The sequence below is a fragment of the Modestobacter muralis genome (assembly GCF_010682105.1).
Taxonomy (GTDB): domain Bacteria; phylum Actinomycetota; class Actinomycetes; order Mycobacteriales; family Geodermatophilaceae; genus Modestobacter; species Modestobacter muralis.
Genome location: NZ_JAAGWH010000033.1, coordinates 1 through 25,068, shown reverse-complemented (window position 1 = coordinate 25,068; position 25,068 = coordinate 1). Strand labels below are relative to the sequence as shown.

Annotated in this window: 16 protein-coding genes and 1 tRNA gene; 3 read left to right on the top strand and 14 right to left on the bottom strand. The window is 75.6% G+C overall.

What is annotated here, in order from left to right; genetic code table 11:
• Positions 1 to 40: 40 nt before the first annotated feature.
• The 3 genes from GCU67_RS11840 to GCU67_RS11830 form a co-directional block, all read right to left on the bottom strand.
• Positions 41 to 946 carry a MazG nucleotide pyrophosphohydrolase domain-containing protein gene (locus GCU67_RS11840; RefSeq protein ID WP_163611425.1) on the bottom strand — a complete coding sequence of 302 codons (906 nt, stop codon included), beginning with the start codon at positions 944 to 946 and terminating at the stop codon, positions 41 to 43.
• 129 nt (positions 947 to 1,075) lie between these two features.
• On the bottom strand, positions 1,076 to 4,624 hold the full coding sequence (gene mfd / locus GCU67_RS11835; RefSeq protein ID WP_163611424.1) for a transcription-repair coupling factor: 3,549 nt from the start codon (positions 4,622 to 4,624) through the stop codon (positions 1,076 to 1,078).
• A gap of 144 nt (positions 4,625 to 4,768) precedes the next feature.
• Positions 4,769 to 5,218: an FAD synthase family protein gene (locus GCU67_RS11830; protein WP_163611423.1), complete on the bottom strand. Its 450-nt coding sequence runs from the start codon at positions 5,216 to 5,218 to the stop codon at positions 4,769 to 4,771.
• A 388-nt stretch (positions 5,219 to 5,606) separates the two neighbouring features.
• Here GCU67_RS11830 and GCU67_RS11825 point away from each other — a divergent pair, with 388 nt between their 5' ends.
• From GCU67_RS11825 to GCU67_RS11815, 3 genes are all read left to right on the top strand, one after another.
• On the top strand, positions 5,607 to 6,815 hold the full coding sequence (locus tag GCU67_RS11825; RefSeq protein ID WP_163611422.1) for a YveK family protein: 1,209 nt from the start codon (positions 5,607 to 5,609) through the stop codon (positions 6,813 to 6,815).
• Positions 6,812 to 8,095 (top strand): hypothetical protein, encoded by a 1,284-nt coding sequence (locus GCU67_RS11820; RefSeq protein ID WP_163611421.1) that lies wholly within the window; start codon positions 6,812 to 6,814, stop codon positions 8,093 to 8,095. Before GCU67_RS11825 ends, GCU67_RS11820 begins: the two co-directional genes overlap by 4 nt.
• A gap of 83 nt (positions 8,096 to 8,178) precedes the next feature.
• A complete protein-coding gene (locus tag GCU67_RS11815; protein ID WP_163611420.1) occupies positions 8,179 to 9,312 on the top strand; it encodes a glycosyltransferase in 1,134 nt (377 codons plus the stop codon).
• A 69-nt stretch (positions 9,313 to 9,381) separates the two neighbouring features.
• On the opposite strand, the gene GCU67_RS11810 is transcribed toward GCU67_RS11815, so the two are convergent.
• The 11 genes from GCU67_RS11810 to GCU67_RS11760 all read right to left on the bottom strand — a co-directional run bounded on the left by GCU67_RS11810 (position 9,382) and on the right by GCU67_RS11760 (position 24,917).
• Positions 9,382 to 10,644, bottom strand: coding sequence for an MATE family efflux transporter (locus GCU67_RS11810; protein WP_163611419.1), 1,263 nt, complete (start codon positions 10,642 to 10,644; stop codon positions 9,382 to 9,384).
• Between the two features lie 83 nt (positions 10,645 to 10,727).
• Complete coding sequence (locus GCU67_RS11805; RefSeq protein ID WP_163611418.1) at positions 10,728 to 15,293, bottom strand: PKD domain-containing protein; 4,566 nt, start codon at positions 15,291 to 15,293, stop codon at positions 10,728 to 10,730.
• A 384-nt stretch (positions 15,294 to 15,677) separates the two neighbouring features.
• Positions 15,678 to 16,382 carry a hypothetical protein gene (locus tag GCU67_RS11800; RefSeq protein WP_163611417.1) on the bottom strand — a complete coding sequence of 235 codons (705 nt, stop codon included), beginning with the start codon at positions 16,380 to 16,382 and terminating at the stop codon, positions 15,678 to 15,680.
• Positions 16,379 to 17,170: a CDP-alcohol phosphatidyltransferase family protein gene (locus GCU67_RS11795; protein WP_338104954.1), complete on the bottom strand. Its 792-nt coding sequence runs from the start codon at positions 17,168 to 17,170 to the stop codon at positions 16,379 to 16,381. Before GCU67_RS11795 ends, GCU67_RS11800 begins: the two co-directional genes overlap by 4 nt.
• Positions 17,167 to 18,513 carry a DUF1972 domain-containing protein gene (locus GCU67_RS11790; RefSeq protein ID WP_163611416.1) on the bottom strand — a complete coding sequence of 449 codons (1,347 nt, stop codon included), beginning with the start codon at positions 18,511 to 18,513 and terminating at the stop codon, positions 17,167 to 17,169. Before GCU67_RS11790 ends, GCU67_RS11795 begins: the two co-directional genes overlap by 4 nt.
• A gap of 232 nt (positions 18,514 to 18,745) precedes the next feature.
• A complete protein-coding gene (locus tag GCU67_RS11785) occupies positions 18,746 to 20,218 on the bottom strand; it encodes a sugar transferase (protein WP_338104953.1) in 1,473 nt (490 codons plus the stop codon).
• A gap of 243 nt (positions 20,219 to 20,461) precedes the next feature.
• Entirely contained in the window at positions 20,462 to 21,019 is a 558-nt protein-coding gene (gene pth, locus GCU67_RS11780; protein WP_246215022.1) for an aminoacyl-tRNA hydrolase, read from the bottom strand.
• A gap of 113 nt (positions 21,020 to 21,132) precedes the next feature.
• Positions 21,133 to 21,828, bottom strand: a complete 696-nt coding sequence (locus GCU67_RS11775; protein ID WP_163611414.1) for a 50S ribosomal protein L25/general stress protein Ctc — start codon at positions 21,826 to 21,828, stop codon at positions 21,133 to 21,135.
• A 418-nt stretch (positions 21,829 to 22,246) separates the two neighbouring features.
• Positions 22,247 to 23,227, bottom strand: coding sequence for a ribose-phosphate diphosphokinase (locus GCU67_RS11770; protein ID WP_163611413.1), 981 nt, complete (start codon positions 23,225 to 23,227; stop codon positions 22,247 to 22,249).
• Positions 23,224 to 24,759, bottom strand: coding sequence for a bifunctional UDP-N-acetylglucosamine diphosphorylase/glucosamine-1-phosphate N-acetyltransferase GlmU (gene glmU, locus GCU67_RS11765; RefSeq protein WP_338104952.1), 1,536 nt, complete (start codon positions 24,757 to 24,759; stop codon positions 23,224 to 23,226). Before glmU ends, GCU67_RS11770 begins: the two co-directional genes overlap by 4 nt.
• 82 nt (positions 24,760 to 24,841) lie before the next feature.
• Positions 24,842 to 24,917 (bottom strand) — tRNA-Gln (locus GCU67_RS11760).
• Positions 24,918 to 25,068: the final 151 nt, after the last annotated feature.

Genomic DNA, 25,068 nt, shown 5'->3' with positions numbered 1-25,068 from the left:
ATACCTGCGTCCCGGCGGGTGCACACGGGGGTGTTGGTACCTATGCCTGGGGAGGGCGGGCGTGGGCGGCGGCGTCCAGGGCGTCGGCGTAGCGGCGGACGGCGGTGCGCAGCGCGTCCTCGGCGTCCCAGCCGCGCTCCCGGGCGGCGACGACGATGCCGAGCAGCTGCTCCCCCAGCTCGGCGGCGTCGGTCGCGGTCAGCTCGGCGGCGGGCGGGGTCGGCAGCCCGGCCCGAGCGGCCCGGCCGGCCAGCGCCGCGCCCCACGAGGTGGCCGGCTGCGAGCGGGAGACGCCCTCGGTCGGCGAGCGGCGCTGCTTCTCGATCTTCTTGATCTCGTCCCAGCCGCGCTCGACGGCCGCGACGTCCCGCGGGCCGGCGTCGGCGAAGACGTGCGGGTGCCGGCGCACCAGCTTGTCCACCAGGTCACCGGCCACGTCGTCGACGTCGAACGGGACACCGAAGGGTGCCTCCTGCGCCACCCGGGCGTGGAAGACGACCTGGAGCAGGACGTCGCCGAGCTCCTCGCGTATGCCGACGGGGTCCTCGTCGACGATCGCGTCGTAGGCCTCGTGCGCCTCCTCCAGCAGGTAGCCGCGCAGCGAGGCGTGGGTCTGCTCGGCGTCCCAGGGGCAGCCGCCGGGTGAGCGCAGCCGGTCCATCACCGCGACGACGTCCAGCAGCCGGGCGCCGGGCGGCTCGGGGGCGCCGACGACCACCGTCGCGCCCTCGGGGACCTCGGCGCGGGTGAGCAGGCAGACCGCGCCGGCGGGCACCTCGGCCAGGGTCGCGAGGTCGGTGACCGCCGTGCCGGCTTCCCGCAGCGCCTCGGCGGTGGCGGCGGCGCCGGGCAGCGCGACCAGCCGGTCGATGGCGGTGACCGCCTGCCAGCCGGTGGGGCCGAGGAGTCCGGGCAGGTGCGGGCTGACGGTCACGAAGGTCGGCACGCCGCCAGTCTCCCCCGGCCCCGCAGACGACGTCCTCCCTCACCAACGTCCGGCCTGCCGCACCAACGTTGGTGAGGGAGGACAGACGGTGATCAGGTCACCTGATCACCGTCTGAGGGCGGGACGGGGCTAGGACGCGACGGCGACGGGCTGGGCGAGGACGGCGGTGAGCAGCGTGTGCAGCTTCTCCAGCAGGGCGACGTCGCGCAGCGGGGTGCGGCGGTCGGGCCCGACGGGCACCTTGATCGACACGGTGCGCACGGCCTCCTTGTAGGTGGCGCCCTCGGCGAGCCGGGACAGCTTCATCACCTGCGACTCGCGCAGCTCCACCGGCCCGACGCGCACGTTGCGGCCCTGCATCGACACCTCGGTGACCCCCAGCGCCCGCATCGCCGCGCGGAACCGGGCCACGGCGAGCAGGTTGAGCACCGGGTCGGGGGCGGGGCCGTAGCGGTCGGTGAGCTCGTCGAGCACGGCCTGCGCCTGGTCGTCGTCCTGCACGCTGGCGACCTTGCGGTAGGCCTCCATCCGCAGCCGCTCGCCGGGCAGGTAGTCGTGCGGCAGGTGTGCGTCGACCGGCAGGTCGACCCGGACGTCGGCCGGCTCCACCGCCGGGGACTCCCCCGTGGCCTGGGCGCGGTAGTCGCTGACCGCCTCACCGACCAGCCGCACGTAGAGGTCGAAACCGACGCCGGCGATGTGCCCGGACTGCTCGCCGCCCAGCAGGTTGCCCGAGCCGCGGATCTCCAGGTCCTTCATCGCCACCGCCATGCCGGCGCCGAGGTCGGTGTTGTTGGCGATGGTGGTCAGCCGGTCGACCGAGGTCTCGGTCAGCGGCCGGGTCGGGTCGTAGGTGAAGTACGCGTAGGCGCGCTCCCGCCCACGGCCGACGCGGCCACGGATCTGGTGCAGCTGGGAGAGGCCGAACATGTCGGCCCGGTCGACGATGAGGGTGTTGGCGTTGGGGATGTCCAGGCCCGACTCCACGATCGTGGTGGCGATCAGGACGTCGTACTCCTTCTCCCAGAAGCCGACCATGATCCGCTCGAGCTCGTGCTCCTTCATCTGCCCGTGGCCCACCGCGATGCGGGCCTCGGGCACCAGGTTGCGGATCTTGGCCGCGGCCTTGTCGATCGACTGCACCCGGTTGTGGATGACGAACACCTGGCCGTCGCGCAGCAGCTCGCGGCGGATCGCGGCGGCCATCTGCTTGTCCTCCCAGGCGCCGACGTAGGTCAGCACCGGGTGCCGCTCCTCCGGCGGGGTGAGGATCGTCGACATCTCCCGGATGCCGGTGAGGCTCATCTCCAGGGTGCGCGGGATCGGGGTGGCCGACATCGACAGGACGTCGACCGCCGTCCGCATCGTCTTCAGGTACTCCTTGTGCTCGACGCCGAAGCGCTGCTCCTCGTCGACGATGACCAGCCCGAGGTCCTTGAACCGGGTGGTCGGCTGCAGCAGCCGGTGCGTGCCGACCAGGATGTCGACCTCGCCGTCGGCCAGCTTGCGCAGCGTCTCGTTGGACTCGGTCGTCGACTGGAAGCGCGACAGCACCGCGACGGTGACCGGGAACTGGGCCATCCGCTCGGAGAAGGTCTTGAAGTGCTGGTTGGCCAGCAGTGTCGTCGGCACCAGGACGGCGACCTGCTTGCCGTCCTGCACCGCCTTGAACGCCGCGCGGATGGCGATCTCGGTCTTGCCGTAGCCGACGTCGCCGCAGATGATCCGGTCCATCGGCACGGGCTGGCGCATGTCGGCCTTGACCTCGTCGATCGCAGCCAGCTGGTCGGGCGTCTCGGTGAAGGGGAAGGCGTCCTCCAGCTCGCGCTGCCAGATGGTGTCCGGGCCGAACGCGTGGCCCTTGCTGGCCATCCGTGCCGAGTACAGCCGGATCAGCTCCGCGGCGATCTGCTTGACCGCCTTGCGGGCCGAGGCCTTGGTCTTCTGCCAGTCCGCGCCGCCGAGCTTCGACAGCGACGGGGCCTCGCCGCCGACGTAGCGGGTCAGCTGGTCCAGGGCGTCGGTCGGCACGAAGAGCCGGTCGGGCGGCTGGTTCCGCTTGCCCGGTGCGTACTCGACGATCAGGTAGTCGCGCTGGCCACCGTGCACGGTGCGGCTGACCATCTCCACGTACCGGCCGATGCCGTGCTGCTCGTGCACCACCAGGTCACCGGGCTGCAGCTGCACCAGGTCGACGGCGTTGCGCCGGCGGGCCGGCATCTTGGTGGCGTCCTTCATCGAGGTGCCGCGCTGACCGGTGAGGTCGCCCTCGGTCAGCAGCGCCAGCCCGACCGCGGGGAAGGCGAACCCGGCCTCCAGGTTGCCCTGGGTCACGAACGGCGCCCCGGCGGTCGGGACCTCCTCGATGCCGGGGACGAGCCGGGCGCCCAGGTCGGCCTCGGTGAGCTGGTCGGCGGCGCGCTGGGCGGGGCCGGGGCCGGCGAAGGTCAGCGCCACCCGCCAGCCGTCACGTCCCCACATGCGCAGCGCCTCGAAGGCGCGCACCTGGTCGCCGTGGAAGCGCTCGACGCCGGTGGCGTCCAGGGTCACGTGCTGGTCGTCGTCGTCCGGGGAGAGGGTGAAGGTGCCGGTGGTCCACCACGGCAGGCCGCGGCCGCGGGCGGCGTCCTCGACGTCACCGAGGTCCTGGAAGGAGGAGGCGCCCAGGTCGATCGGCGCCTGGCCGGCCTCGGCGGCGGTCTGCCAGGAGGCGGCGAGGAACTCCTCGGCGGTGCGCACCAGGTCCGCGGCGCGGCTGCGCACCCGCTCGGGGTCGCAGACCAGCACGTGCGTGCCGGCGGGCACCAGGTCGGTGAGCAGCTGCATCGCCTCGCCGCCGATGAGGGCGGGGATGAGGGACTCCATGCCCTCCACGGCGATGCCCTCGGCCAGCTTGCCGGCGACCTCGGCGAGCTCCGGGTGGTCGACCGCCAGCTGGACGGCGCGGGCGCGCACCTCGTCGGTGAGCAGCAGCTCGCGGCACGGCGGGGCCCAGAGCCGCTCCGGGCGCTCGTCGAGGGAACGCTGGTCGGCGGCGGAGAAGTACCGCAGCTCGTCGACCTCGTCGCCCCAGAACTCCACCCGCACCGGGTGCTGCTCGGTGGGCGGGAAGACGTCGAGCAGGCCACCGCGGACGGCGAACTCCCCGCGCTTCTCGACCAGCTCGACCCGCACGTAGGCGGCGTCGGACAGCGCCTGGGCCACGTCGTCGAGCTCGGCGGCCTGGCCCGGCGCCAGCTCCACCGGGACGAGGTCGCCCAGCCCCGGGGCCAGCGGCTGCAGCACGCTGCGCACCGGGGCCACGAGCACGTCGACGCCGCCGTTCGCGCCCGGGTGGGTGAGGTCGCGCAGCACCGCGAGCCGGCGGCCGACGGTGTCCGCGCGGGGGCTCAGCCGCTCGTGCGGCAGCGTCTCCCACGCCGGGAAGACCTCGACCCGGGAGTCGGGCACGAAGCAGCGCAGCAGCGAGGCGAGCGCGTCGGCGTCCCGCTCGCCGGCGGTCACCACCAGCACCGGCACGCCGGCACCACCGGGACGGCGGGCCGCCAGGGCGGCGGCGACCAGCGGCTGGACCGACGGCGGCGCGGTGACCGCGAGCTGCGCCTGCCCTGCGTGCTGCACCACCGAGGCCATGCCGGGGTCGGTCAGGACGACGTCGAGCACGCCGCGCAGGCTCACGACAGGACACTCCCGGTTCAGGGGCCGCACACGGCGCGCCGGGTGCGCGCGGGGGCCGAGTCCCAGGTTAACCCGCTGTCGGGACCGCCGCGGACCGTCGGGAGGAGACCTCCACGACCTCGCGGACCCCGGCGGGGAGGCCGGTCAGACGGAGACGGAGGCACCCGTGGGGCGGGCGGCGTCCAGGGCGGCCAGCGCCTTGCGCAGCTGCGTGGACGAGGTGTGCATCGTGTAGGGGAAGTAGTGCACGGCCACGCCCACGGCGGCGAAGTCGGCCTCGAGCTTGTCGCCCTTGGCGGTGCCCCGCCAGTCGTCGCCCTTGAAGATCACGTCGAACTGCACCTCGCGCCAGGTGTCGAGCTTGTCCGGGACGACCTCGGCGTGGACGCCGTCGACGAAGCGCAGGTTGCCCACGATCTCCATGCGCTCGGCCAGCGGCACGACCGGGAGCCGGCCCTTGGTCAGCAGCAGCACCTCGTCGGAGACGACCCCGGCGATCAGGTGGTCGCAGTGCTCGGCGGCGTGCCGGAGGATGTTGAGGTGCCCGACGTGGAAGAGGTCGTAGGCCCCTGGGGCGTAGCCGATCACGGTCATGTCGTCTCCCGGTGCGTCTGGCGCTGACGTTGTGCTGGCGGTCGATGGCCACCCACGGTGACGGGATCGCCGTCCGATCCCGCTCACCGTCCTGTTCGTCGGCAAGTGAAGCTCCGCAGACGTCACACAGCGTCATCGATCCGGCGGCTGTCACCCCATCGGGCACCGGTCGGCACACCGGCGGGTGACGACCCTCCCCCGGTGGGTGGAGCCGCCCGTGCCCGGCCGGCGGGCCGGTCCACCTCGCACGGGTGAGCACCCCTCGTCAGCCCTGGTGGCCCGCCGTCCCGCGCCCGGAGACTCAGCAGGACATCAGGGCAGGACGGCGACCGGCCGTGCGTGGAGCCGGCAGCAGGTGCGGCGGTGCCGCACGGCGGGGAGCAGACACATGGAACTCAGGGACTACGTCGGCGCGCTGCGCCGGCACTGGCGCGCGGGCGTCGGCACGCTGCTGGCCTGCCTGCTGGTGGCGGGCGCGGTGCTGCTGTTCGCCCCGCGGACCTACCAGGCCACCGCCCAGGTGTTCGTCAGCTCCTCGGCCGAGGGGACCGCCAGCCCGCAGTTCATCAGCGCGCGGGTGGAGAGCTACCCCGACGTCGCCGTCAGCGCCGCGGTGCTCGCCCCGGCCGAGGCCGAGCTGCGCACGGGCCTGACCGTGCCGCAGCTGCGCGGCCACCTGAGCGCGGCGAACCCGGCCGACACCTCGCAGATCAACGTCACCGCCACCTTCGCCGACCCGGACACGGCGGCGGCCGTCGCCAACGCGGTGGCCGAGCAGTTCACCGACGTCGTCGAGGAGCTCGAGCAGCCGGGCACGAAGACCTCACCGGTGGCGCTGACCGTCACCAACCCCGCCACCGCGCCGGCCGGGCCGACCACGCCGCAGACCCTGCCGGTCCTGGCGCTGGGCCTGGTCGTGGGCCTGTTCCTCGGCCTGGCCGCCGCCATCGTGCGCAGCCGGCTCGACCCGACCGTGCACGACGAGGACGGCGTCCGGCAGGCCTGGGGCGCCGACCCCGGACTGTCGGTCCTCAGCGCCCCGGCCGGTCGCCGGCGGGGCGCGCTCAGCGGCCGCCCGGCCGCCACGCTGGCCCGCCGGCTGGACCTGCTGGGCGCCGACCGGCCCGGCTCGCTGCTGGTGCTCTCGCCGTCCCCCGAGGAGCAGGAGGCCGCCACCGCCTTCGCCGCCGACCTCGCCCGTGAGCTCTCCGTCCGCGACGTGCCCGCCGTGCTCGACGGCGCCGCCCCGGCCGCCGACCCGTCGGGCGCGGCACCGGTGTCGGTCTCCGTCACCGACCCGCTGGCCCCGGTAGCCACCTGGCGCCGGGCCGCGGGCAGCTCGGTCGTCCTCGTCGTCCCGACCGGGCGGGTGGTGGCCGCTGACCTGACCGAGGTGCGCACCCTGCTCGGCGAGGTCGGCGCGACCGCGCTGGCCGTCGTGCTCACCCCGCCCACGCCCCGGCGCCGCCCGGCGCCGGCCATCGACACCGGCACCGACCCGGCCGGCGCCGCACCGGGCACGCCCACCGTGGTGCCGGCCCCCCGCGCGGCGGCGACGCGCTCGCGGTCCCCGCGGGCCACGCCCGCCCCCCGGTGACCGCGGCGCCGGTCCGGCGTCCCGTCGTCCCGCCCGGGCCGGGACCGGACGCCGCGTCCACCGACCCCGCCCGGCGGGCGGTGGCCCGCACCGCGGTGGCCCTGCTGCTGGTGGCCAGCACCGTGGGCTGGCGGCGCGGCGAGTACTTCACCGGCGCCCTGGACCCGGTCGTGGCCGGCAAGGGCCTGCTCAGCGTGCTGGCCCTCACCGGTGCGCTGCTGCTGGCGGCGTCCGGACCGCGGCGGCGGGTGGGCACCGGCTCGGTCTGGTTCCTCGCCGTCCTGCTCAGCAGCTCGGTGCTCGGCTCGCTGACCCACGGCACGCTGCTGCCCAGCAGCCTGGTCGCCGTCCGGCTCGTGGTGCTGGCCGCGACCGTCCTGCTGCTGCTGCGCTCGTCGACCGTGCTGGAGTTCTCGACCGCCCTGGCCCGGGCGTGCGGGGCCATCGCGCTGGTCGCGGTGCTGACCGGCCTGCCCACGCTCTCCTCCGGCCGGCTGGCCGGGGGGCTGCCGCCGCTGAGCCCGAACGAGCTGGCCCTGCTCGCCGGGGTCGTCGTGGCCCACGTCGCCTGGCGCACGGTGCTCGGCGAGATCAGCGGGCCCGGCACCCTGGCCGCCGTCGTGGCGCTGGCCGTCATCTGGGAGACCGGCTCGCGCACCGGCCTGCTCATGCTGCTCGTCGGGGTCCTGGTCACCGGCCTGCACCTGCGCCGGGCCCGCGTCGGGCTGGTCGTCAGCGTGCTGCTGCTGGGCGGGCTGGGCGTGCTGGCCGTGGCCGGCACCGGTGCGGCCACCGGCTTCGCCGAACGGGACGGCGCGGGCACCAGCACCCTGCACTCCCGGATGATCGCCTGGCGCGCCGCGACCACCTGGGCGGAGTCGGGCTGGGAGCTGGTGTTCGGCGGCGGGCTCTCGGTCAAGGAGATCGCCGTCCAGGGCCAGTACTGGAAGACCCAGCCGCTGGACAGCAGCTGGGTGTCGGCGCTGGTGCAGGCCGGGGTGCTCGGCGTGCTGGTGGCCGGCGCCTGGGCGGTGTGGGCGCTGCGCGGGGCGTGGCACGCCCCGCGCCCGCAGCGCGCGCTCTTCCTCGGCCTGCTGGTCTACCTGCTCGGGCGCAGCGTGCTGGAGAGCGGCCTGTTCGACGCCACCCCGGCATTCCTGGCCTTCTTCGCCGTCTCGCTGCTGGGCGAGGGCGCCTCGCGCGACAGACTGGCCGACGACCTGCGCACCGACCCGCTGGCCGGTGGGCCGCCCGGGCCGGCGTCCCCGCTGCGCGCCTGACGACCCGCCCCCTCCCGACGACGGGTCGGGGGCTCCCCCGCACGACCCGGGCACGGCCCGGGAGACCGGAACGAGGAGATCACGTGCGCAGGACGGTGCTCGTCGCACACCCGTCGGCCGACCTCTACGGCTCGGACCTCCAGCTGGTGGAGAGCGTGGGCGGGCTGACCGCCGCCGGCTGGGAGGTCGTCGTGGCGCTCCCCGGCGACGGCCCGCTGCGCGCCCGGCTCGAGGCCGCCGGGGCCGCGGTGGAGCTGCTCCCCGTGCCGGTGCTGCGCAAGTCGCTGCTGCGCCCGGCGGGGTTGCTCGGCCTGGTGGTCGACACCAGCCGCGCGCTGCCGGTGATGGTCCGGCGGCTGCGCTCCCTGGACCCCGCCGTCGTCTACGTCAACACCGTCACCGTGCCGCTGTGGCTGGTCGCGGCCCGGCTCGCCGGGCGGCCGGCCCTCTGCCACGTGCACGAGGCCGAGGACGACGCCCCCCGCCTGGTCGGTGTCCTGCTCAACGCCCCGCTGCTGCTGGCCCGCACGGTGGTGGTCAACAGCAACGCCGCCGCGGCCACGCTGCTGCGTGCGGTGCCCGCCCTGCGGCGGCGCACCGAGGTGGTGCACAACGGCGTCGCCGGGCCGCCGGAGCCGCTGCCCCCGGTCACGGCCCCGACCGGACCGCGCCGCGTCGTGCTCGTGGGCCGGCTCGCCCCGCGCAAGGGCACCGACGTCGCCCTCGAGGCGGCCGGGCTGCTGCGTGCGGAGGGCCGCGACGTCGTCCTGCAGCTGTGCGGCACGGTGTTCCCCGGCTACGAGTGGTTCGAGGAGCAGCTGCGCGAGCGCGCGGCCCGCCCCGACCTCGCCGGCGCCGTCGAGTTCGCCGGGTACACCTCCCCCACCTGGCCCGCGCTCGCGCAGGCCGACGTCGTCCTGGTGCCCTCGCGGGCCGAGCCGTTCGGCAACACCGCGGTGGAGGCCCAGCTGGCCGGCCGCCCGGTCGTCGTCTCGGCGGTGCAGGGGCTGCGGGAGATCGTCACCGACGGGGAGACCGGCCTGCTGGTCACCCCCGGCGATCCCGCCGACCTCGCCCGGGCGGTCGGCTCGCTGCTCGACGACGCCGGGCTGGCCCGCTCGCTGGCCGCCGCCGGCCGGGAGTCGGCGCTGCGCCGGTTCAGCCGGCAGCGCTACCAGGACGCGGTGACCGCGGTCGTCGAGCGCACCGCCCGCTGACCGCTCGCCCGGGGCCACCCGGTCGACCGGGCGACTCGGGTGACCCGGCAACCCGGGTGACCCGGGCGGTCAGGCCGGGACGGGTGCGGCGGTGGTGCCGGCCTCGGCCCGGGGGGACAGCAGCGGCACCAGCACCAGGCGCCGTACCGCGACGGCGGCCAGCAGCGGACCCAGCGCCAGCGCGGCGGGCGCCCAGCCGGCGCCCCCGGGCACCAGGAGCACGAGCGCGAGCACGGCGACCAGCGACAGGAGCTCCAGCGACCGCAGGGCGAGCACCCGGCGCTGCCTGCGGTGCACCGAGGCGAGCCCGGAGTAGGGCAGCAGCACCGCCGAGGCGACCGCGTAGGCCGTCCACCCCACGACGGCCCCCACCGGCACGGGGTAGTCGCCGCCGGTGAGCGCGGGGCCCAGCCACGGCAGCACGAGCACCGCGGCCCCGCCGAGACCGGCGACCGCCAGCGCCAGGCCGGCGGCGGCCCGGTCGGCGTACCGGAGCCCGGCGGCGGGGCCGGCGGCCTGCAGCGCGACGAAGTGCGGCAGCAGCCAGGAGCCGAGCCCGGCGACCAGCACCAGGGTCGGGGCCGTGTAGACCCGGGCGGCCTCGAGCGGCCCGTACGCCGCCGCCCCCGCCACCGCGACCACCAGCAGCCGCAGCACGGTCAGCAGCGCCGGCCGGATCGCCTGCGCCGCGGCCCGCCAGACGCCGAAGGCGGCCACCACCCGCAGCGCGGGCCCGCGCCACGGGCCGCGGGGACGCTCGTGCGCCGGCAGGAGCGGCCAGGCCACCAGCGCGGCGCCGGCCTGGCCGACCAGCAGGGCGAGGAGGAAGTCGGTGAGGTCCAGCGCGCCCGTCGTGCGGAGCAGCCCCAGGGTGCCCAGCGCCAGCAGCAGGCTCGTGCCGTCGACGGCCGGCAGCGACCAGAAACGGCCGGTGGCCATCAGCAGCCGGCGCAGCGCGTCCTCGGCGATGAAGGCGGCCGTGGCCAGACCCAGCACCAGCCCGGCCCACGGGGGCACCACGCCGGTCAGCACCCCGAGCAGGGCACCGCCCACACCGGCGACGCCGCAGACCCAGGTCGCGCCGACGAGCAGGGCGGCCCGGGTGCGCGGCTCGTGGCGGTCCAGGACGGTGAGCGAGTCGCCGACCAGCCCGCTGCAGACGGCGGTGGCCAGCACGACGAGTCCGTAGAGGAGGGCGAAGGTGGCCAGACCGGCGGCGCCCAGCGAGCGGGCGGCGGCCACCTGCAGGACCAGCCCGGCCAGCGCCTGGGTGCCCTGGGCGGTCAGCGCGCCCGTGGCCGGGCGGCGCAGCACGCGCAGCAGACCCCTCACCGGCCCATCGTGACAGCGCGAGGGCCCGGCCCCGCCGCAGCGGGACCGGGCCTCACCCGCGAGGGGTGGTCGAGCGGGTGCGGTCAGGCGACGGGCCGCACGGTGAGGTCCCCGAACCGCAGCGTCGCCGGGCCGGTCGCGGAGCCGGAGAGGTAGCCGAGCAGCCCGACCGAGCCCGCGGCCTGCAGCGAGGCGGTGGTGTCGGTGCGCGCGACGGTGGGTGTCGTCGGCTCCGGCGAGCCGGCCGGCCACACGGTGACCGCGAGGTCGGTCGTCCCGGTGCCGCGGACGGTGAACCGGACGGCGAGCTCCTGGCCGCTGGTGTACCGGCCGGGCAGGACGACGTCGGCGCCCAGCAGCGTCTCGGTGCCGGTCCCGGCGAGCCGGGTGACCCCGACGCCGATGCTGCCGTCGGCCAGCAGCCGCACCCGCGCCCGGTACTCCTGGTTCGCGGCCACGCGGCGGCCCACCACGTACACGGAGGTGCCCGTCCCGCCCGGTGTCGTCGTGGAGGAGAAGCGGGTCCGCACGTCGGCGTCGGTGCGGCTGACCGCGGTCAGCACGGACCCGGTGTTGGTGCCCGGGGTCAGGCCGAACACGGCCTGGCCCGGGGTCACCGACTGCCGGGCCGCCCCGGCCGTGGCGGTCCAGGCGCCGCCGAGGTCGGCGGTGCCCAGCCCGCCGGTGACCGTCCGGCCGAAGGCGTCCGAGGCGACGGCGGCCGGGGCACCCGGCGGCGTCGGCTCCGGCTCCGGGGCCGGTGCGGCCGGGGCGGTGACCGGCACCTGGCGGACGACGCTCGCGGTGGCCCCGTCGTCGTCGGTCACGGTCAGCGTGACCGGGTAGGTGCCGGCCGCGGCGTAGGTGTGCGTGACCGTGGCACCGTCGGCGCTCGCCCCGTCCCCGAACGCCCAGGACCAGGCGGTCACCGTGCCGTCGGTGTCGGTGGAGCCGCTGCCGTCGAGGGTGGCGGTGAGGTCCGCCGTCGAGGACGTGGCCACCGCCGTCGGCTTCGCGTTGACCGGTGCCGGGGCGGGTGCCGGCGCCGGCGCCGGGGTGGCGCCGGCGGGTGCGGCGGTGAGCGTGCCCACCGTGACCGTGACCGGGGCGGTGGCGCTGCCGGCCAGGTAGCCGCTGACGCCGATCGACCCGGCGGCCTGCAGGGACGCCGTGGTGCTGGTGCGGGTCACCGTCGGCGTGGCCGGCTGGGCCGTGCCGGCCGGCCACACCGTGGCCGACAGGGTGGTCGGGCCGGTGCCGGTGACCTGCACGGCGACCTGCAGCGGCGTGCCCGCCGTGTAGGTCAGTCCCGGGACGGTGGCCTCGGCCCCGACCAGGGACTCCGTCGTGGTTCCCGCCAGCTCGGTGACCGCCACCCGGACGCTGCCGTCGGCCAGGAAGCGCAGGCGGGCCCGCTGCTCCTGGTTGGCGCCCACCCGCCGCCCGGTGAGGTACACCGAGGCCCCGGTCCCGGTCGGCCGGGCCGACAGGGTCAGCGTGGTGCGCAGGTCGACGCTGGTCTGCGACACCGCGCCGAGGTACGAGCCGGTGTTGGTGCCGGCGGTGAGGGCCAGCGCCGCGGCGACGGGCTTCACCGACTGGCGGGTCGCACCAGCCGCAGCCGTCCACGCACCGCCCCGGTCAGCGGTGCCCAGGCCGCCGGTGACCGTGCGGCCGAAGGCGTCGGAGGCCAGCACCGTGGAGTTGACCACCAGCGACGTGCGTGCGGTGCCGGTGGCGCCGTCGTCGTCGGTCACGGTGAGGGTGACCGCGTAGGTGCCGTCCGCCGCGTACTCGTGGGTGGCCCGCGCACCGGTGCCGGTGGTGCCGTCGCCGAAGTCCCATTCGAACCGGGCGACCTCGCCGTCGGTGTCGGTGGACCCGGAGGCGTCGAAGGTGCCGGTGCGGCCGGCGGCCGCTGCGGTCACGACCGCGGTCGGCGCGACGTTGGCCGGCGGCGCGGTGACCGTCACCGACGTCCGCTGGACCGCCGTGGCGCCCTTGTCGTCGGTGACGGTCAGCGTCACCGCGTAGGTGCCTGCCGCCTTGTAGGCGTGGCTGGTCGTGCGGCCGGTGCCGGTCGTCCCGTCACCGAAGGTCCAGGCCCAGGAGGTCAGGGAGCCGTCCGCGTCGCGGGAGGCCGACCCGTCGAAGGCCGCGGTCAGGTCGGTCACCGAAGAGGTGGTCGACGCGGTCGGGGGCAGGTTGGGAACCGTGCCGGTGGTGCCGGCCCGGTGGTGGCCGGCGACCTGGGCGGCGGTCAGCGCCGTCGGGTAGACGGCGACCTCGTCGATCTTCCCGGCGAACCACGGGGAGCCGGACCAGCTGGAGTCCCCGCCGATGCGCCAGTAGCCGTAGTTGGGCTCGGCGGTCGTGGCGTCGGCGCGGGAGGCCACCAGCGCGCCGTCGACGTAGAGCTGCTGGCCGGCCGCGCCGAGGGTGGCCACGACGTGGTGCCACCGGCCGTCGTTGTAGGCACGCGGGCTCGTGACCGAGTCCGTCGCCCCGGTGTAGGTGCCGAAGAGCAGCCGTCCGGAGGTGTCCATGTAGACGTGCCGGTCGTAGTTGCCGCTGGTCCCGGTGGCCGAGGTGCCCCAGCCGATGATCTTGCCGCCGGCCTTGGTGGTCGTGTTGACCCAGGCCTCGACGCTGAACGTCTGCGGTCCGTAGGCCTTCGTGGTGGTGGCCGCGAAGCCGGTGGTGGTGCCGCTGAAGGAGGCCGCCGTGTCGGTGTCCTGGGCCAGCGCGCCGCCCTGCCGCAGGCTGACACCCGCGTTGAGCGTCAGGTCGTTGGCGCCGGCGCGGTCCCGGGCGACCGTCCCGCTGGACTCACCGAGCGACCAGGCTCCGCTGGCTCCGTCGGCGCGCACCAGGGAGGTGTAGCTGCGGGCCGGTGTGCTGCCCGCGGCCACGGTGACCGACACCGTGGGGCCGGTGTTCTTGTTGCCGGAGGGGTCGACGACGCCGACCCGGTAGGTGTGGGTGCCGGCGGACAGCCCGCTGTCCTGGAAGGCCAGCAGGTCGGTGCTCCACCACTGCGAGGGCGAGGTCACCTCGTACACCGGGGTCGTCCCGCCGTCCCGGTACACCCGGTAGGTCAGGTTCTCGTTGTCCTGGTCGGTGCTCTCGGTCCAGCTGACCCGGGCGGTGCCCGGGGTCAGCGACGTCACGGTGGGGGTCAGGCCCTTGCCGGTCGGCCCCATCTTCGCCGGAGCGGTGCCGGGGACGGCGAAGCGGACGAGACCGTGCTGCTCCACGCCGTTGACCCGGGGGAACTCACCGCCGTAGACGACGTAGCGGCCGTTGCCGGTCACCGACCAGCCGGCCTGCTCCTGCCCGGTGACGGCGCCGGCGGCGAAGCTGGGGTCCCAGATCTGCGCGGCGGGCGCGGGCGTGCCGACGAGGGCGGTGTTGCCGCGCAGGTCGGCGTACCGGTGGTTGGTGCCGGCGGCGGCGGCCGAGAGCGCCGAGGCGTACCGGAACACCTGCGGGTCCTGCTGCGGGAAGCCGCCGAAGTTCGCCGCGGCGTGCGTGTGCGCCGCCAGGTACACCGCTCCGCCGGCGGCGAAGCTGTTGTAGGTGTCCCCGCGGCTGTCGGCGACCCAGCGCACCGCGCCGGTGAGCGCGTCCGCGGCGAAGGCCCCCTCCAGGTTGCCGGGGCCGTAGTAGTCGTAGCCGGTGCCGTAGACGTTCGTGCCGTCGGTGGAGAGGCTGTAGACCGCCGAGTTGATGCCCTGGTTGGTCAACAGCTGGTTGATCGCGAAGGGCCGGGTCGCCCCGGTGGTCGCGTCGAGGGCACCGACGCCGGTGGCCTCGACGCCGTTGAGGGTGGCGAAGCGCCCGGCGGCCACCACCTGGCGGCCGCCACCGGTGACGACCAGGGACAGGACGTCGCTGCTGGTGCGGGCGTTGGCGGCGGTGTCCAGCGTGCCCGTGGGGTTGCCCTTGGCGTCGAAGACGGGCAGCCGGTTGCCCTTCGTGTCACCCACGCCGGGGACCGGGGCCCAGGGCAGCAGGGCGCCGTTGCTCGCGCTGACCGCGGCGAGCCGGCTGCGGCTGGTCGAGCCGACGGCGTTGATCCCGCCGCCGAGGTAGACGGTCGTGTCCGTGGCGGCGATGGCCCGGACCTGGCCGCTGACGCTGGGCTTGAAGTCCGGCAGCAGCGCGCCGGTCGAGGTGCTGTAGGCCGCGACCCGGTTCCGGACCTGGCCGTTGGCCCGGGTGAAGTCGCCGCCCACGTAGACCCGCGAGCCGTCGGGCGAGGCGGTCACCACGAGCGCCGTGCCGTTGAGGTCCGGTGCGAAGGAGGTGATCAGCGCACCGGTGCGGACGTCGTAGGCGAGCATGTTGTTGCGCACCGTCTGCTGGGTGCCGACCGCGGCACCGGCCGGGCGGGCGAAGCCGAACTTCCCGGCGACGTAGACGGTGTCGCCCACGACGACCTGCGACCAGGCGACGCCGTCGATCTGCACGGTGGGCAGCGCGTCGGCGGTGACCGTCCGTGGGGTCGCGGTGTTCGTCGCGTCCAGCGGTGCGGAGTCCGCGCGCGCCGTACCCGGCAGCAGGAGGGTCATCGCGCCGGCCAGCAGCAGCGGGCTCAGCAGGCCCGCGACGACCCGCTGGGTCGTGCGTGCGGTCGGTGAACTCATTCGTGCTCTCCCTGCTCCGGGGCGGACGGCCGACCGACGTGGCGGGCTCGACGGGTACTGAGAGTGACGATCGCAGGGAAAGGGGGGGCCGCCCATCCCCGGATCAGGTGGTGCTGACGCCGGAGGGCCACCGATCGGGTGAGTGAGGTGACGCCGCGTGCCCGGCGCCCCTGGGGCCGGGCACGACGACGGGCCGGCCCTCCCGGAGGAGGACCGGCCCGTCGGGCGGTGAGGTCGGCGGGCGTCGACCGCGCCGGAGCGGCTGAGGGCCACCCTGGCCCGGCGGGTGCCGCCGGGAACGCCGGAAGGGGCCGACCGCGGAGTGCGGTCGGCCCCTTCGGGCAGTGCAGCAGGTGCCGTCCGGGCGGGTGCCCGGACGAGCGGTCAGCCCACCGGGCCGGTGAACTGCAGCAGCGGGGCACCGGCCTCGTAGCCGACCTCGACGGTGACGGCCGAGCGGGCGTCGGCCGGGACGGTGAAGACGTAGACGCCGGTCGCCGACGCACCGGGCGCGACGGTGCCGGTGAACGGTGCCCGGGACGGGTCGTCCACCGGGGAGGCCGGCGTGCGGTCGGGGCCGAGGTAGAGGTTCGTGACCACCCCGCCCAGCGACAGCGGCTCCGCCGTGCCGTTGGTGACCTGCACGGTCACCCGCAGCGCCGGGCCGGCGATGTTGCCCGGTCCGGTCGCCGAGGCGTCGATCGACTCGATCCGCGGCAGCGTGGCCACGACCCCGTTGCCCACCGGGGCGGGTGCGTCCAGCGGCACGACCGGCAGCTCGGGCGGGCCCTCGTCGGCGTCGGACGTCGGGCCGGTGGGCGTCGGCGTCTGCGGGGAGGGCACGGGCGCCGCGGTCGTGGGCGCCGCGGACTCCCCCGCCGGTGCGCTGGTCGTGGCCGTCGACCCCGTCGGGGAGGCGTCGGCACCCGCGGCCGACGGCGGGCTGCCGCCCCCGCCGAGGGTGACCGCGGCGACGACCGCGGCGACCACGGCCGTCGCGGCGGCGGCCAGGGTGAGCCGGCGCGAGACCGGGCGCCCGGTCCCCGCGTCGGGCCCGGCCGGCTGCGGCGTGGTGGAGGGAGTGCTCATCGGGGCAACCTGCCCATCTCTCGGAACCAGCTGAGGGCGGCCAGCGCCAGGTAACCGGCCGTCAGGACGGCCAGCCCGGCGTAGACCCACAGGAAGACCACCGGCGCGCCCAGGAGCACGAACACCCAGCACAGCAGTCCGTAGTCGGTGGGCAGGACGACGAGGGAGCGGACCACGCTGGGCCGGCCGGCGGTCCGCTGGGCGCGGGTCGTGGCGCCGTGCTGGGCCCGGAGCGCCTCGTTGAGCATGGTGCCGAAGAACAGCACCGCGGCCACGACGCAGAAGGCCAGCGGCACGAGCAACACCGGCCCGCGCTCCACCGGCTGGAAGCGGTAGAGCCCGACCAGCAGTGCCAGGTGCAGGCTGGAGGTCTTGAGCGCGTCGACCATGTGGTCCAGCCACTCACCGGCGGGCGAGCCGCCACCGCGCAGCCGGGCCAGCTGGCCGTCGGCGGAGTCCAGCGCGTAGCCCACCGCGAGGCAGCCGGCCACGGCCACGCCCAGCCCCCAGGACGGCGCGACCAGGGCGAGCAGCGCGATGCCGGTGAACGTGCACAGCGCGCTGATGCCGGTGACGGCGTTGGGGGTCAGGCCCGCGTGGAACGCCAGCGCGGCCAGCAACCGGCCGGCGCGACGGTTGAGGAACCGGCTGTACGCCGGCGCACCGGCCGCGCCCTTCTGCGCGGTGGACAGCCGGCCGAGGGTGTCCCGGAGCGTCTCCCCCGCTGCCACCCGGCGCGGTGCCGGCCGCACCGCGGGTGCCGGTGGGCTCAGCAGCGTCCCGCTCACGACCGGGCCGCCCGCGGAGCGTCGGCGTCGGCTGCTGCGGCCGGCGGCGGCGTGGTCTCGGCGGAGACGGCGCGGTGGCGGCGCGAGCGGGCGTCGACCGCACCGGCCGGGCGGGCCGCGGGCACGAGGGCGGCGACGTCGGCCGCCTGCTCGGGCCGGGTGGCCGGCTCGGGCTGGGCCGCCGGGCCGAGGCGCAGCCGGACGCCGCTGGGGCGCGAGCGCGGGACGTCGCGTGCGGCCAGCCGGCGGCACAGCTGGGCGTAGCCCTGGGCCACGTGGTCCCAGTCGTACCGGGCCGACAGCAGCCGGGCGCGCTTGCCGTCCTTGCGGGTGCGGGCCGGGTCGGCCTCGGCGGCGGTGAGGGCGGTGGCGACGTCCTCGGCGGTGGAGAAGTAGCGGCCGCTGGTCTCCAGCACCTCGCGGTTGAAGGAGACGTCGTAGGCGATGGTGGCCGCGCCGGCGCCGATGGCCCGAAGCAGCGAGGGGTTGGTCCCGCCCACCGAGTGCCCGTGCAGGTAGGTGGCGCAGTTCGCGTAGAGCTGGTCGAGCAGCTCCTGGTCCCAGACGCCGCCGAGGAACCGGACCCGCTCGTCGGCCAGGGAGTGCACCCGGCGGGTGTAGTCGTCGGCGTAGGGGGCCGACCCGACGACCACGAGCGGCAGCTCGGCACCACTGCGCCGGTAGCCGTCGACGATCACGTCGACGTGGTTCTCCGGCTCGAACCGGGCGACCACCAGGTGGTAGCCGCGCTCGGTGAGACCGGCCCCGGCGAGCTTGTCGCTGCCGGCAGCGTCGATCTTGGGCGCGCCGTAGGCGATCAGCTCGGTGGGTGCGGCGAACTCGTCGCGGTAGTAGTCGGCGATCCCGCGGGCGTCGGCGATGAGCGCGTCGGACCAGCGGACCGACAGCGCCTCGACCACGCGGTAGTAGCGCTTGCCGATGCCGCCCCACTTGGCGCGCTTCCACTCCAGGCCGTCGACGTGCGTCGCGACCGGGATGCCGGCGGCACGCACCAGCGGCAGCCAGGGTGCGTTGGCGGCGTTGAAGACGATCGCGGCATCGACCCGGTGGGTCAGCAGGTGCAGGACCGACAGCCCGGTGTGGCTCAGCGTCTCCAGCGACCGGCGGCGCAGGGCCGGCAGGTGCACCAGGCGCATGCCCAGGTGCTCGGCCGGCCGCGGGGCGTCCGCGGTGGTGCGGCAGTAGACGACGACGTCGTGCCCGTCCTCGGCCAGCCGGCGGCCGACCTCCTCGACGGCGGTCTCGAACCCGCCGTAGCGGGCCGGGACGCCGCGCGTCCCGACCAGTGCGATGCGAAGCGCTCCCGACCTCCTGCGTGGCATGGCCCCTGGCTCCGTTCCCTGCGGTCCGACGGGTGCCTCGTCCTCGAGGCACCCGGTCACCGGCCGACGGCGCGGTGGTGGGCCCAGCCGCGTCGGCCGGCCCGGGAGAACCATCCCTCGCACACGCGAGGTCATCGCCGTTCGCACTCGTGCGGTCACCCAGAGGGAGGAAGCCACCCGGTCGTGGACCGGGTGGCTCCGCTCGGGGCAGGACGCTCGCGCGCCCGGTCGCTCAGTAGGCGCCGGAGGCGCGGACCACGGCGCGCGCGGTCTTCCACAGGATCTGCAGGTCCAGGGCCAGCGACCAGTTCTCGACGTAGCGCAGGTCCAGCCGCACGGCCTCCTCCCACGGCAGGTCGCTGCGACCGGAGATCTGCCAGAGCCCGGTCAGCCCCGGGGTGACCAGCAGCCGGCGGCTCACCTCGCTGTCGTAGCGGGCGACCTCCGCGGGCAGCGGCGGCCGGGGTCCGACCAGCGACATGCTGCCGCGCAGGACGTTGACCAGCTGGGGCAGCTCGTCGAGGGAGAAGCGACGCATGTGCCGGCCCAGCGGGGTGACCCGCGGGTCGTGCCTGATCTTGAACAGCAGTCCGTCGGCGTCGTTGCCGTCGGACAGGCCGGCGACCTGGGAGTGGGCACCGTCCACCATGCTGCGGAACTTCAGCATCGTGAAGCGCCGGCCACCCAGGCCGACCCGCTCCTGGCGGTAGAAGGCCGGGCCGGGACTGGTGAGGCGCACGGCCAGCGCGAGTCCGGCGAACACGGGGGCGAGGGCCAGCAGCGCGGCCAGCGCCACCGAGCGGTCCAGCACGCCCTTGACCACCCGGCGCCAGCCGGTGAACCGGGGCTGCTCGACCGAGAGCAGCGGCAGCCCGTCGAAGGGCCGGATGTGCAGCCGCGGACCGGCCACCTCCACCAGGCCCGGGGCGACCAGCAGCTCCAGGCCGGTGCCCTCCAGCTGCCAGGACAGGGTGCGCAGGTACTGGGCGGCGGTCTCGCTGGCCGAGGTCACCGCGATGGTGTCGGCCTGCACGCGGCGGGCCAGGTCGAGCACGTCGTCCAGGCCGGCGACGGGCAGCCCGGCGGCCCGGGCCACGCGGGAACGGTCGTCGGGGGTGACGCAGGCGGCGACCACCTGCAGCCCGGCGTGCTGGGTCCGCTGCAGCCGCCCGACCAGCTCGAGCACGGCGCCCCCGCGCCCGACGACCACGACGCGCTTGACGCCCCGGCCCTGGGCGCGCTGGTGGTGGAGCACCCGGCGGGCGGCGTACCGCTCGACCAGGGTGACCAGGGCCAGCGCGGGGACGGCGACGACCACGAGAGCCCGGCTGAGGTAGAGCTCGGCGGCGTAGCTGAGGAAGCCGAGGCCGGCCAGCAGCAGCAGCCCGGCGCGGGCGATCCGGTGGAACTCGTCGGAGCCGACGCCGAAGGACCGCCCCTCGTAGGCACCGGTGACCGCGAGCAGGGCCGGCCAGGCGACCACGAGGGAGAGACTGGCCCAGAGCAGGCCGTCGGTGGAGGCGACGTCGTCGGCCCGGACGGACAGCACGACCGCGGCGACGGCGGCGGCGAGCGTGGCCTCGACGGCGATCAGCCGGCGGCGGTGCCGGGCGGCCCAGCGCCGCGGGCTGTCGGTCCGGGCGCCGGCCAGGGCCGGCAGCGGGGTCCGGACGGCGGCACCCAGCAGGCCGGAGACCGGTCGCACGAGTGCACTCGTCGGCTCTGCACGTTCCAGCAGCACGGTTCCCCCCGGGGGATCTCGTCACGCGTTGTCATCGACGTGGCCAGGAGTTCCCCGGCGGACGGCCGTATGGCCATCCGCCGGTCACGCTGGCGACACCGAGTGACGATCACAGGGGGTGACGAACCCGGGCAACCAGCCCCGCGGTGGTTCACCCGCTGGGGCCGGCCGTCCACCCGTCCGGGCGAGGACGGCGACCGTGCGTGCTCAGCTGCGGGGGTGCACGCTGTTCTGCGCGGTCTCGAGCCCGCGCTCGAGCAGCAGCTCGGTGGCGTCGGCCGCCTCGCTGATGAACAGGTCGAGGGTCTTGCGCTCGGTGGCGGAGAAGTCCCGGAGCACGAAGTCGGCGGCGTCCTGCCGGCCGGGCGGCCGGCCGATGCCGACCCGCACGCGCAGGTAGTCCTTGGTGCCGGTGGAGCGGGTGATCGAGCGCAGGCCGTTGTGCCCGCCCTCCCCCCCGCCGCGCTTGAGCCGCACGGCCTCGAAGGCGATGTCGAGCTCGTCGTGGACGACGACGAGGTCGGTGGGCGGCAGGTGGTGGTAGTCCAGCAGCCCGCGCACCGGCCCGCCGGACTCGTTCATGTAGGTCAGCGGCACGGCCAGCACGACGCGGCGGCCGGCCAGCCGCCCCTCACCGGACAGCGCCCGGGAGCGCGGCCCCTTGCCCGCGGACAGCTTGACCCCGGCCCGCCGGGCGAGCTCGGTGACCACCATGGCGCCGACGTTGTGCCGGTTGCCGGCGTACTCGGGACCGGGGTTGCCCAGCCCGACGACGAGGAACGGGCCCTCGGAGGGTGCCGGGGCCGGGGCGGGTGACGCCGCGGGGGCGCCGGCAGTGCCGGCGCCCCCGCGGGTCGTGCTCTCGCTCAGTGCAGGACTCAGCTGTCGGCGGAGTTCGAGGCGGCGTCCATCGACTCGCCACTGCCCTGGTCGGACGGCTCCGGCACGACGTCGCCGTCGGCGTCGGACTCGTCGCGCTCGATGCCGGCCTCGGCCTCGGCCTCGGCGAGCTCCTCCTCCAGCTGGGCGGCGGTGGGCGCACCGAGGAACCCGATGACCAGGGCCTCGGGGTCGGTGACCAGGGTGACGCCGGCGGGCAGCACCAGGTCGCCGGCGGTGATGCCGTTGCCGGCGGTGCGGCCGGTGATGTCGACCTCGATCGGGCCGGGCAGCTGGGTCGCGTCGGCCTCGAGGGAGACGGTGTTCAGCTGGTGGTTGCTGATCGTGTCCGGGGCGGCCTCGCCGACGATGACGACCGGGACGTCGACGATCGTCTTCTCGCCGCGACGGACCAGCAGCAGGTCGACGTGCTTGTGCTCGCGGCTGATCGGGTCGCGCTGCACGGCCTTGGTCAGCGCCAGGTGCTCGGTGCCGTCGAGGGTGACGGTCAGCAGCACGTTGGTGCCACCGTTGCGCAGCGCCGCGGCGAACTCGCGGGCGGGCAGGGTCAGGTGGACGACGTCCTGGCCGTGCCCGTACAGGACGGCGGGGACGCGGCCGGCACGGCGGTCGCGACGGGCGCTGCCCTTGCCGAACTCGGTGCGGGACAGGGCGGCGAGGCGGAAGTCAGCCACGGGGTGTGCTCCTCAACAGTGGATCGGGTCTGCGCACCCAGCGCACGACCGCGACGACCCCTGGAGGCCACACGCACGTCGATCACGGAGCAGGCCGGAGCCACTCCCTCGCCGGGCAACGGGAAGAACGGTACACGAGCGGGATCACCGGCCACCGAGCCCACGGTGGCGACCGGACCGGCTGGAGTCGGGCCGGGGACGGGCGAGCGCCGCCGGCGGAGGGGTTCGGACCGTCGTCCCGGAGGGACGCCTGCGGGACCGAGCGCGGGGCCGGAGGCTCCCGCTCGGGACCGCAGCCGGTCCGGCTGCACCGGCACGGGGCCCGGAGGGTCCCTGCCGGTGCAGCACTAACGGCTCAGCGCCCGCCGGGAACGGCTCCTGGCCGCGGTGCGATCCGGAGGATCGCAATGAGCACAGCTCAGCTGGCCCCATCAAAGAGGCTGGTGACCGAGCCGTCCTCGAAGACCTGCGTGATGGCGCTGGCGAGCAGGGGCGCAATCGAGAGCACGGTGAGCTTGTCGAACCGGCGCTCGGGCTCGATGGGCAGCGTGTTGGTGACGATGACGGCGCTGACCTGGCTGTTCTTGAGCCGGTCGACCGCCGGCCCGGAGAGCACGCCGTGGGTGGCGGCGATGATCACGTCGGCGGCGCCGGCGGCGAAGAGGGTCTCGGCGGCCTTGGAGATGGTGCCGCCGGTGTCGATCATGTCGTCGACCAGGATGCAGACCCGGCCCTCGACCTCACCGACGACGCGGTTGGCGACGACCTCGTTGGGCCGGGTCATGTCGCGGGTCTTGTGGATGAAGGCCAGCGGGGTGCCGCCGAGCTTGTCGCTCCACCGCTCGGACACGCGCACCCGGCCGGAGTCGGGCGAGACGACGGTCAGGTCGCGGTCGCCCCACCGGCGCTTGACCTCGTCGACGAGCAGGTCCATGGCGAAGAGGTGGTCGACGGGGCCGTCGAAGAAGCCCTGGATCTGCGCGGTGTGCAGGTCGACGGCCATCAGCCGGTCGGCGCCGGCGGTCTTGAACATGTCGGCGACGAGCCGGGCGGAGATGGGCTCGCGACCGCGGTGCTTCTTGTCCTGCCGGGCGTAGGGGAAGAACGGCGCGACGACGGTGATGCGCTTGGCCGAGGCGCGCTTGAGCGCGTCGACCATGATCAGCTGCTCCATGAGCCAGGTGTTGATCGGCGCGGTGTGGCTCTGCACCACGAAGGCGTCACAGCCGCGCACCGACTCCTCGAACCGCACGAAAAGCTCGCCGTTGGCGAACTCGTAGGAGGCGGTCGGGGTGGGGGTCACCCCCAGGTGGCCGGCGATCTCCGTGGTGAGCTCGGGGAACGCCCGTCCGGAGAAGAGCATCAGGCTCTTGTTGGTCGTCTGCCGGATCACGCTCATGGCTGCCCCTGCTGGTCGTCGTCCGAGGTCCGGGCCGGGTGCGGGCCGGAGGGCTCTGGTGGAGTGTCGGTCGCGGGGGCGGATGCCGCACCAGCGGCCGCTGCTGCGGCCTGCGCTGAGGGGCTCCCCGGACGGCGTCGTCCCACCCAGCCTGCCACATTGCGCTGCTTGCCCCGGGCGACGGCCATGGCACCCGGCGGGACGTCGGAGGTGATGACGGACCCGGCGGCGGTGTAGGCGCCGTCGCCGATGGTCAGCGGGGCCACGAGCATGGTGTCCGAGCCGATCCGGACGTGGTCGCCGACGGTGGTGGCGTGCTTGGCCACCCCGTCGTAGTTGACGAACACGGTGGCGGCACCGATGTTGCTGCCCGCGCCGATGGTGGCGTCGCCGACGTAGGACAGGTGCGGGATCTTGGAGCCCTCGCCGACGGTGACGTTCTTGGTCTCCACGAAGGCGCCGACCTTGGCACCGCGGGCCAGCCGGGTGCCCGCGCGCAGGTAGCTGAACGGGCCGATGGTGGCCGAGGGGCCGACGTCGGCCTGCTGGCACTGCGACCGCAGCACGGTGGCGCCCTCTCCGACCCGGGTGTCGACGAGGGTGGTGTCAGGGCCGACCTCGGCACCGGTGCCGACCGAGGTGGTGCCCAGCAGCTGGGTGCCGGGGTGCAGCACGGCCTCGGCGGCGACCTCGACGGTGACGTCGACCCAGGTGGTCTGCGGGTCGACCACCACGACACCGGCGCGCATCAGGTCGTCGAGGACCCGGTCGTTGAGGGTGCGGCGCCGCGCGGCGAGCTCGCGCTGGTCGTTGCAGCCCAGGGTGTCGGCGGCGTCGGCGGCGGTGTGCCCGCCCACGCGCTCGCCGTCGGCGACCAGCAGCCCGAGGACGTCGGTGAGGTACTGCTCGCCCTGGTCGTTGGCGGCGCCGACCCGGCGCAGCGCCTCCCGGACGGCGCGGGCGTCGCCGAGGTAGACCCCGGCGTTGACCTCGGTGATCGCGCGCTGGGCGGCGTCGGCGTCCCGCTCCTCGACGATGGCGGTGACCCCGCCGGCGTCGTCCCGGACGATCCGGCCGAGCCCCGTGGGGTCGGCGACCCGGGCGGTGAGCACGGTGAGCAGGTTGCCCGCGTCGGCGTGGGCCCGGACGAGGTCGGCGAGGGTGGCGGCGCGCAGCAGCGGGGCGTCGCCGTTGACGATGAGCACGGCGCCGGCGAGCTCGGGCAGCGCGTCCAGGGCGACCGCGGCGGCGTGCCCGGAGCCCAGCTGCTGCTCCTGCAGCGCCGGGACTGCGCCGGGCGCGACCTCGGCCAGGTGCGCCTCGACCGCCTCCCGGCCCGAGCCGACCACGACCACCGTCTGTGCGGCGCCCAGCGGTGCGGCGGCGGCCAGCACGTGACCGAGCATCGACCGGCCACCGAGCCGGTGCAGCACCTTGGGGGTGCGTGAGCGCATCCGGGTGCCCTGGCCGGCGGCGAGCACGACGACCGCGCCCACCTGCCCTGTTGTCGTGGTCGGCTGCTGCTGGCTCACCTGGCTCCTCGGGACGGGCGGGGGACGGCGTCCGGCGGTGCCGGGCAGGTGCACCCGGCGCCGTCCACGCGCGTCCGCGGACTGGCTGGGGGACTCGGACTCGAACCGAGACTGCACGGCTCCAAAGGCCGGCGGGCTGCCGATTACCCCATCCCCCACCACCGCCGGCGTGGACCGGCGGTGCACCGCCGAGCGTAGTTGACGGACCCGCTCCACCCCCGACCCTCGCGAGCTCGGGACGGACCGGGCGAGGGCCCGGCCCCCTCGCCCCCCACCGCGAGCAGAGCGAGTGGTGGGGGGCGAGGGTCA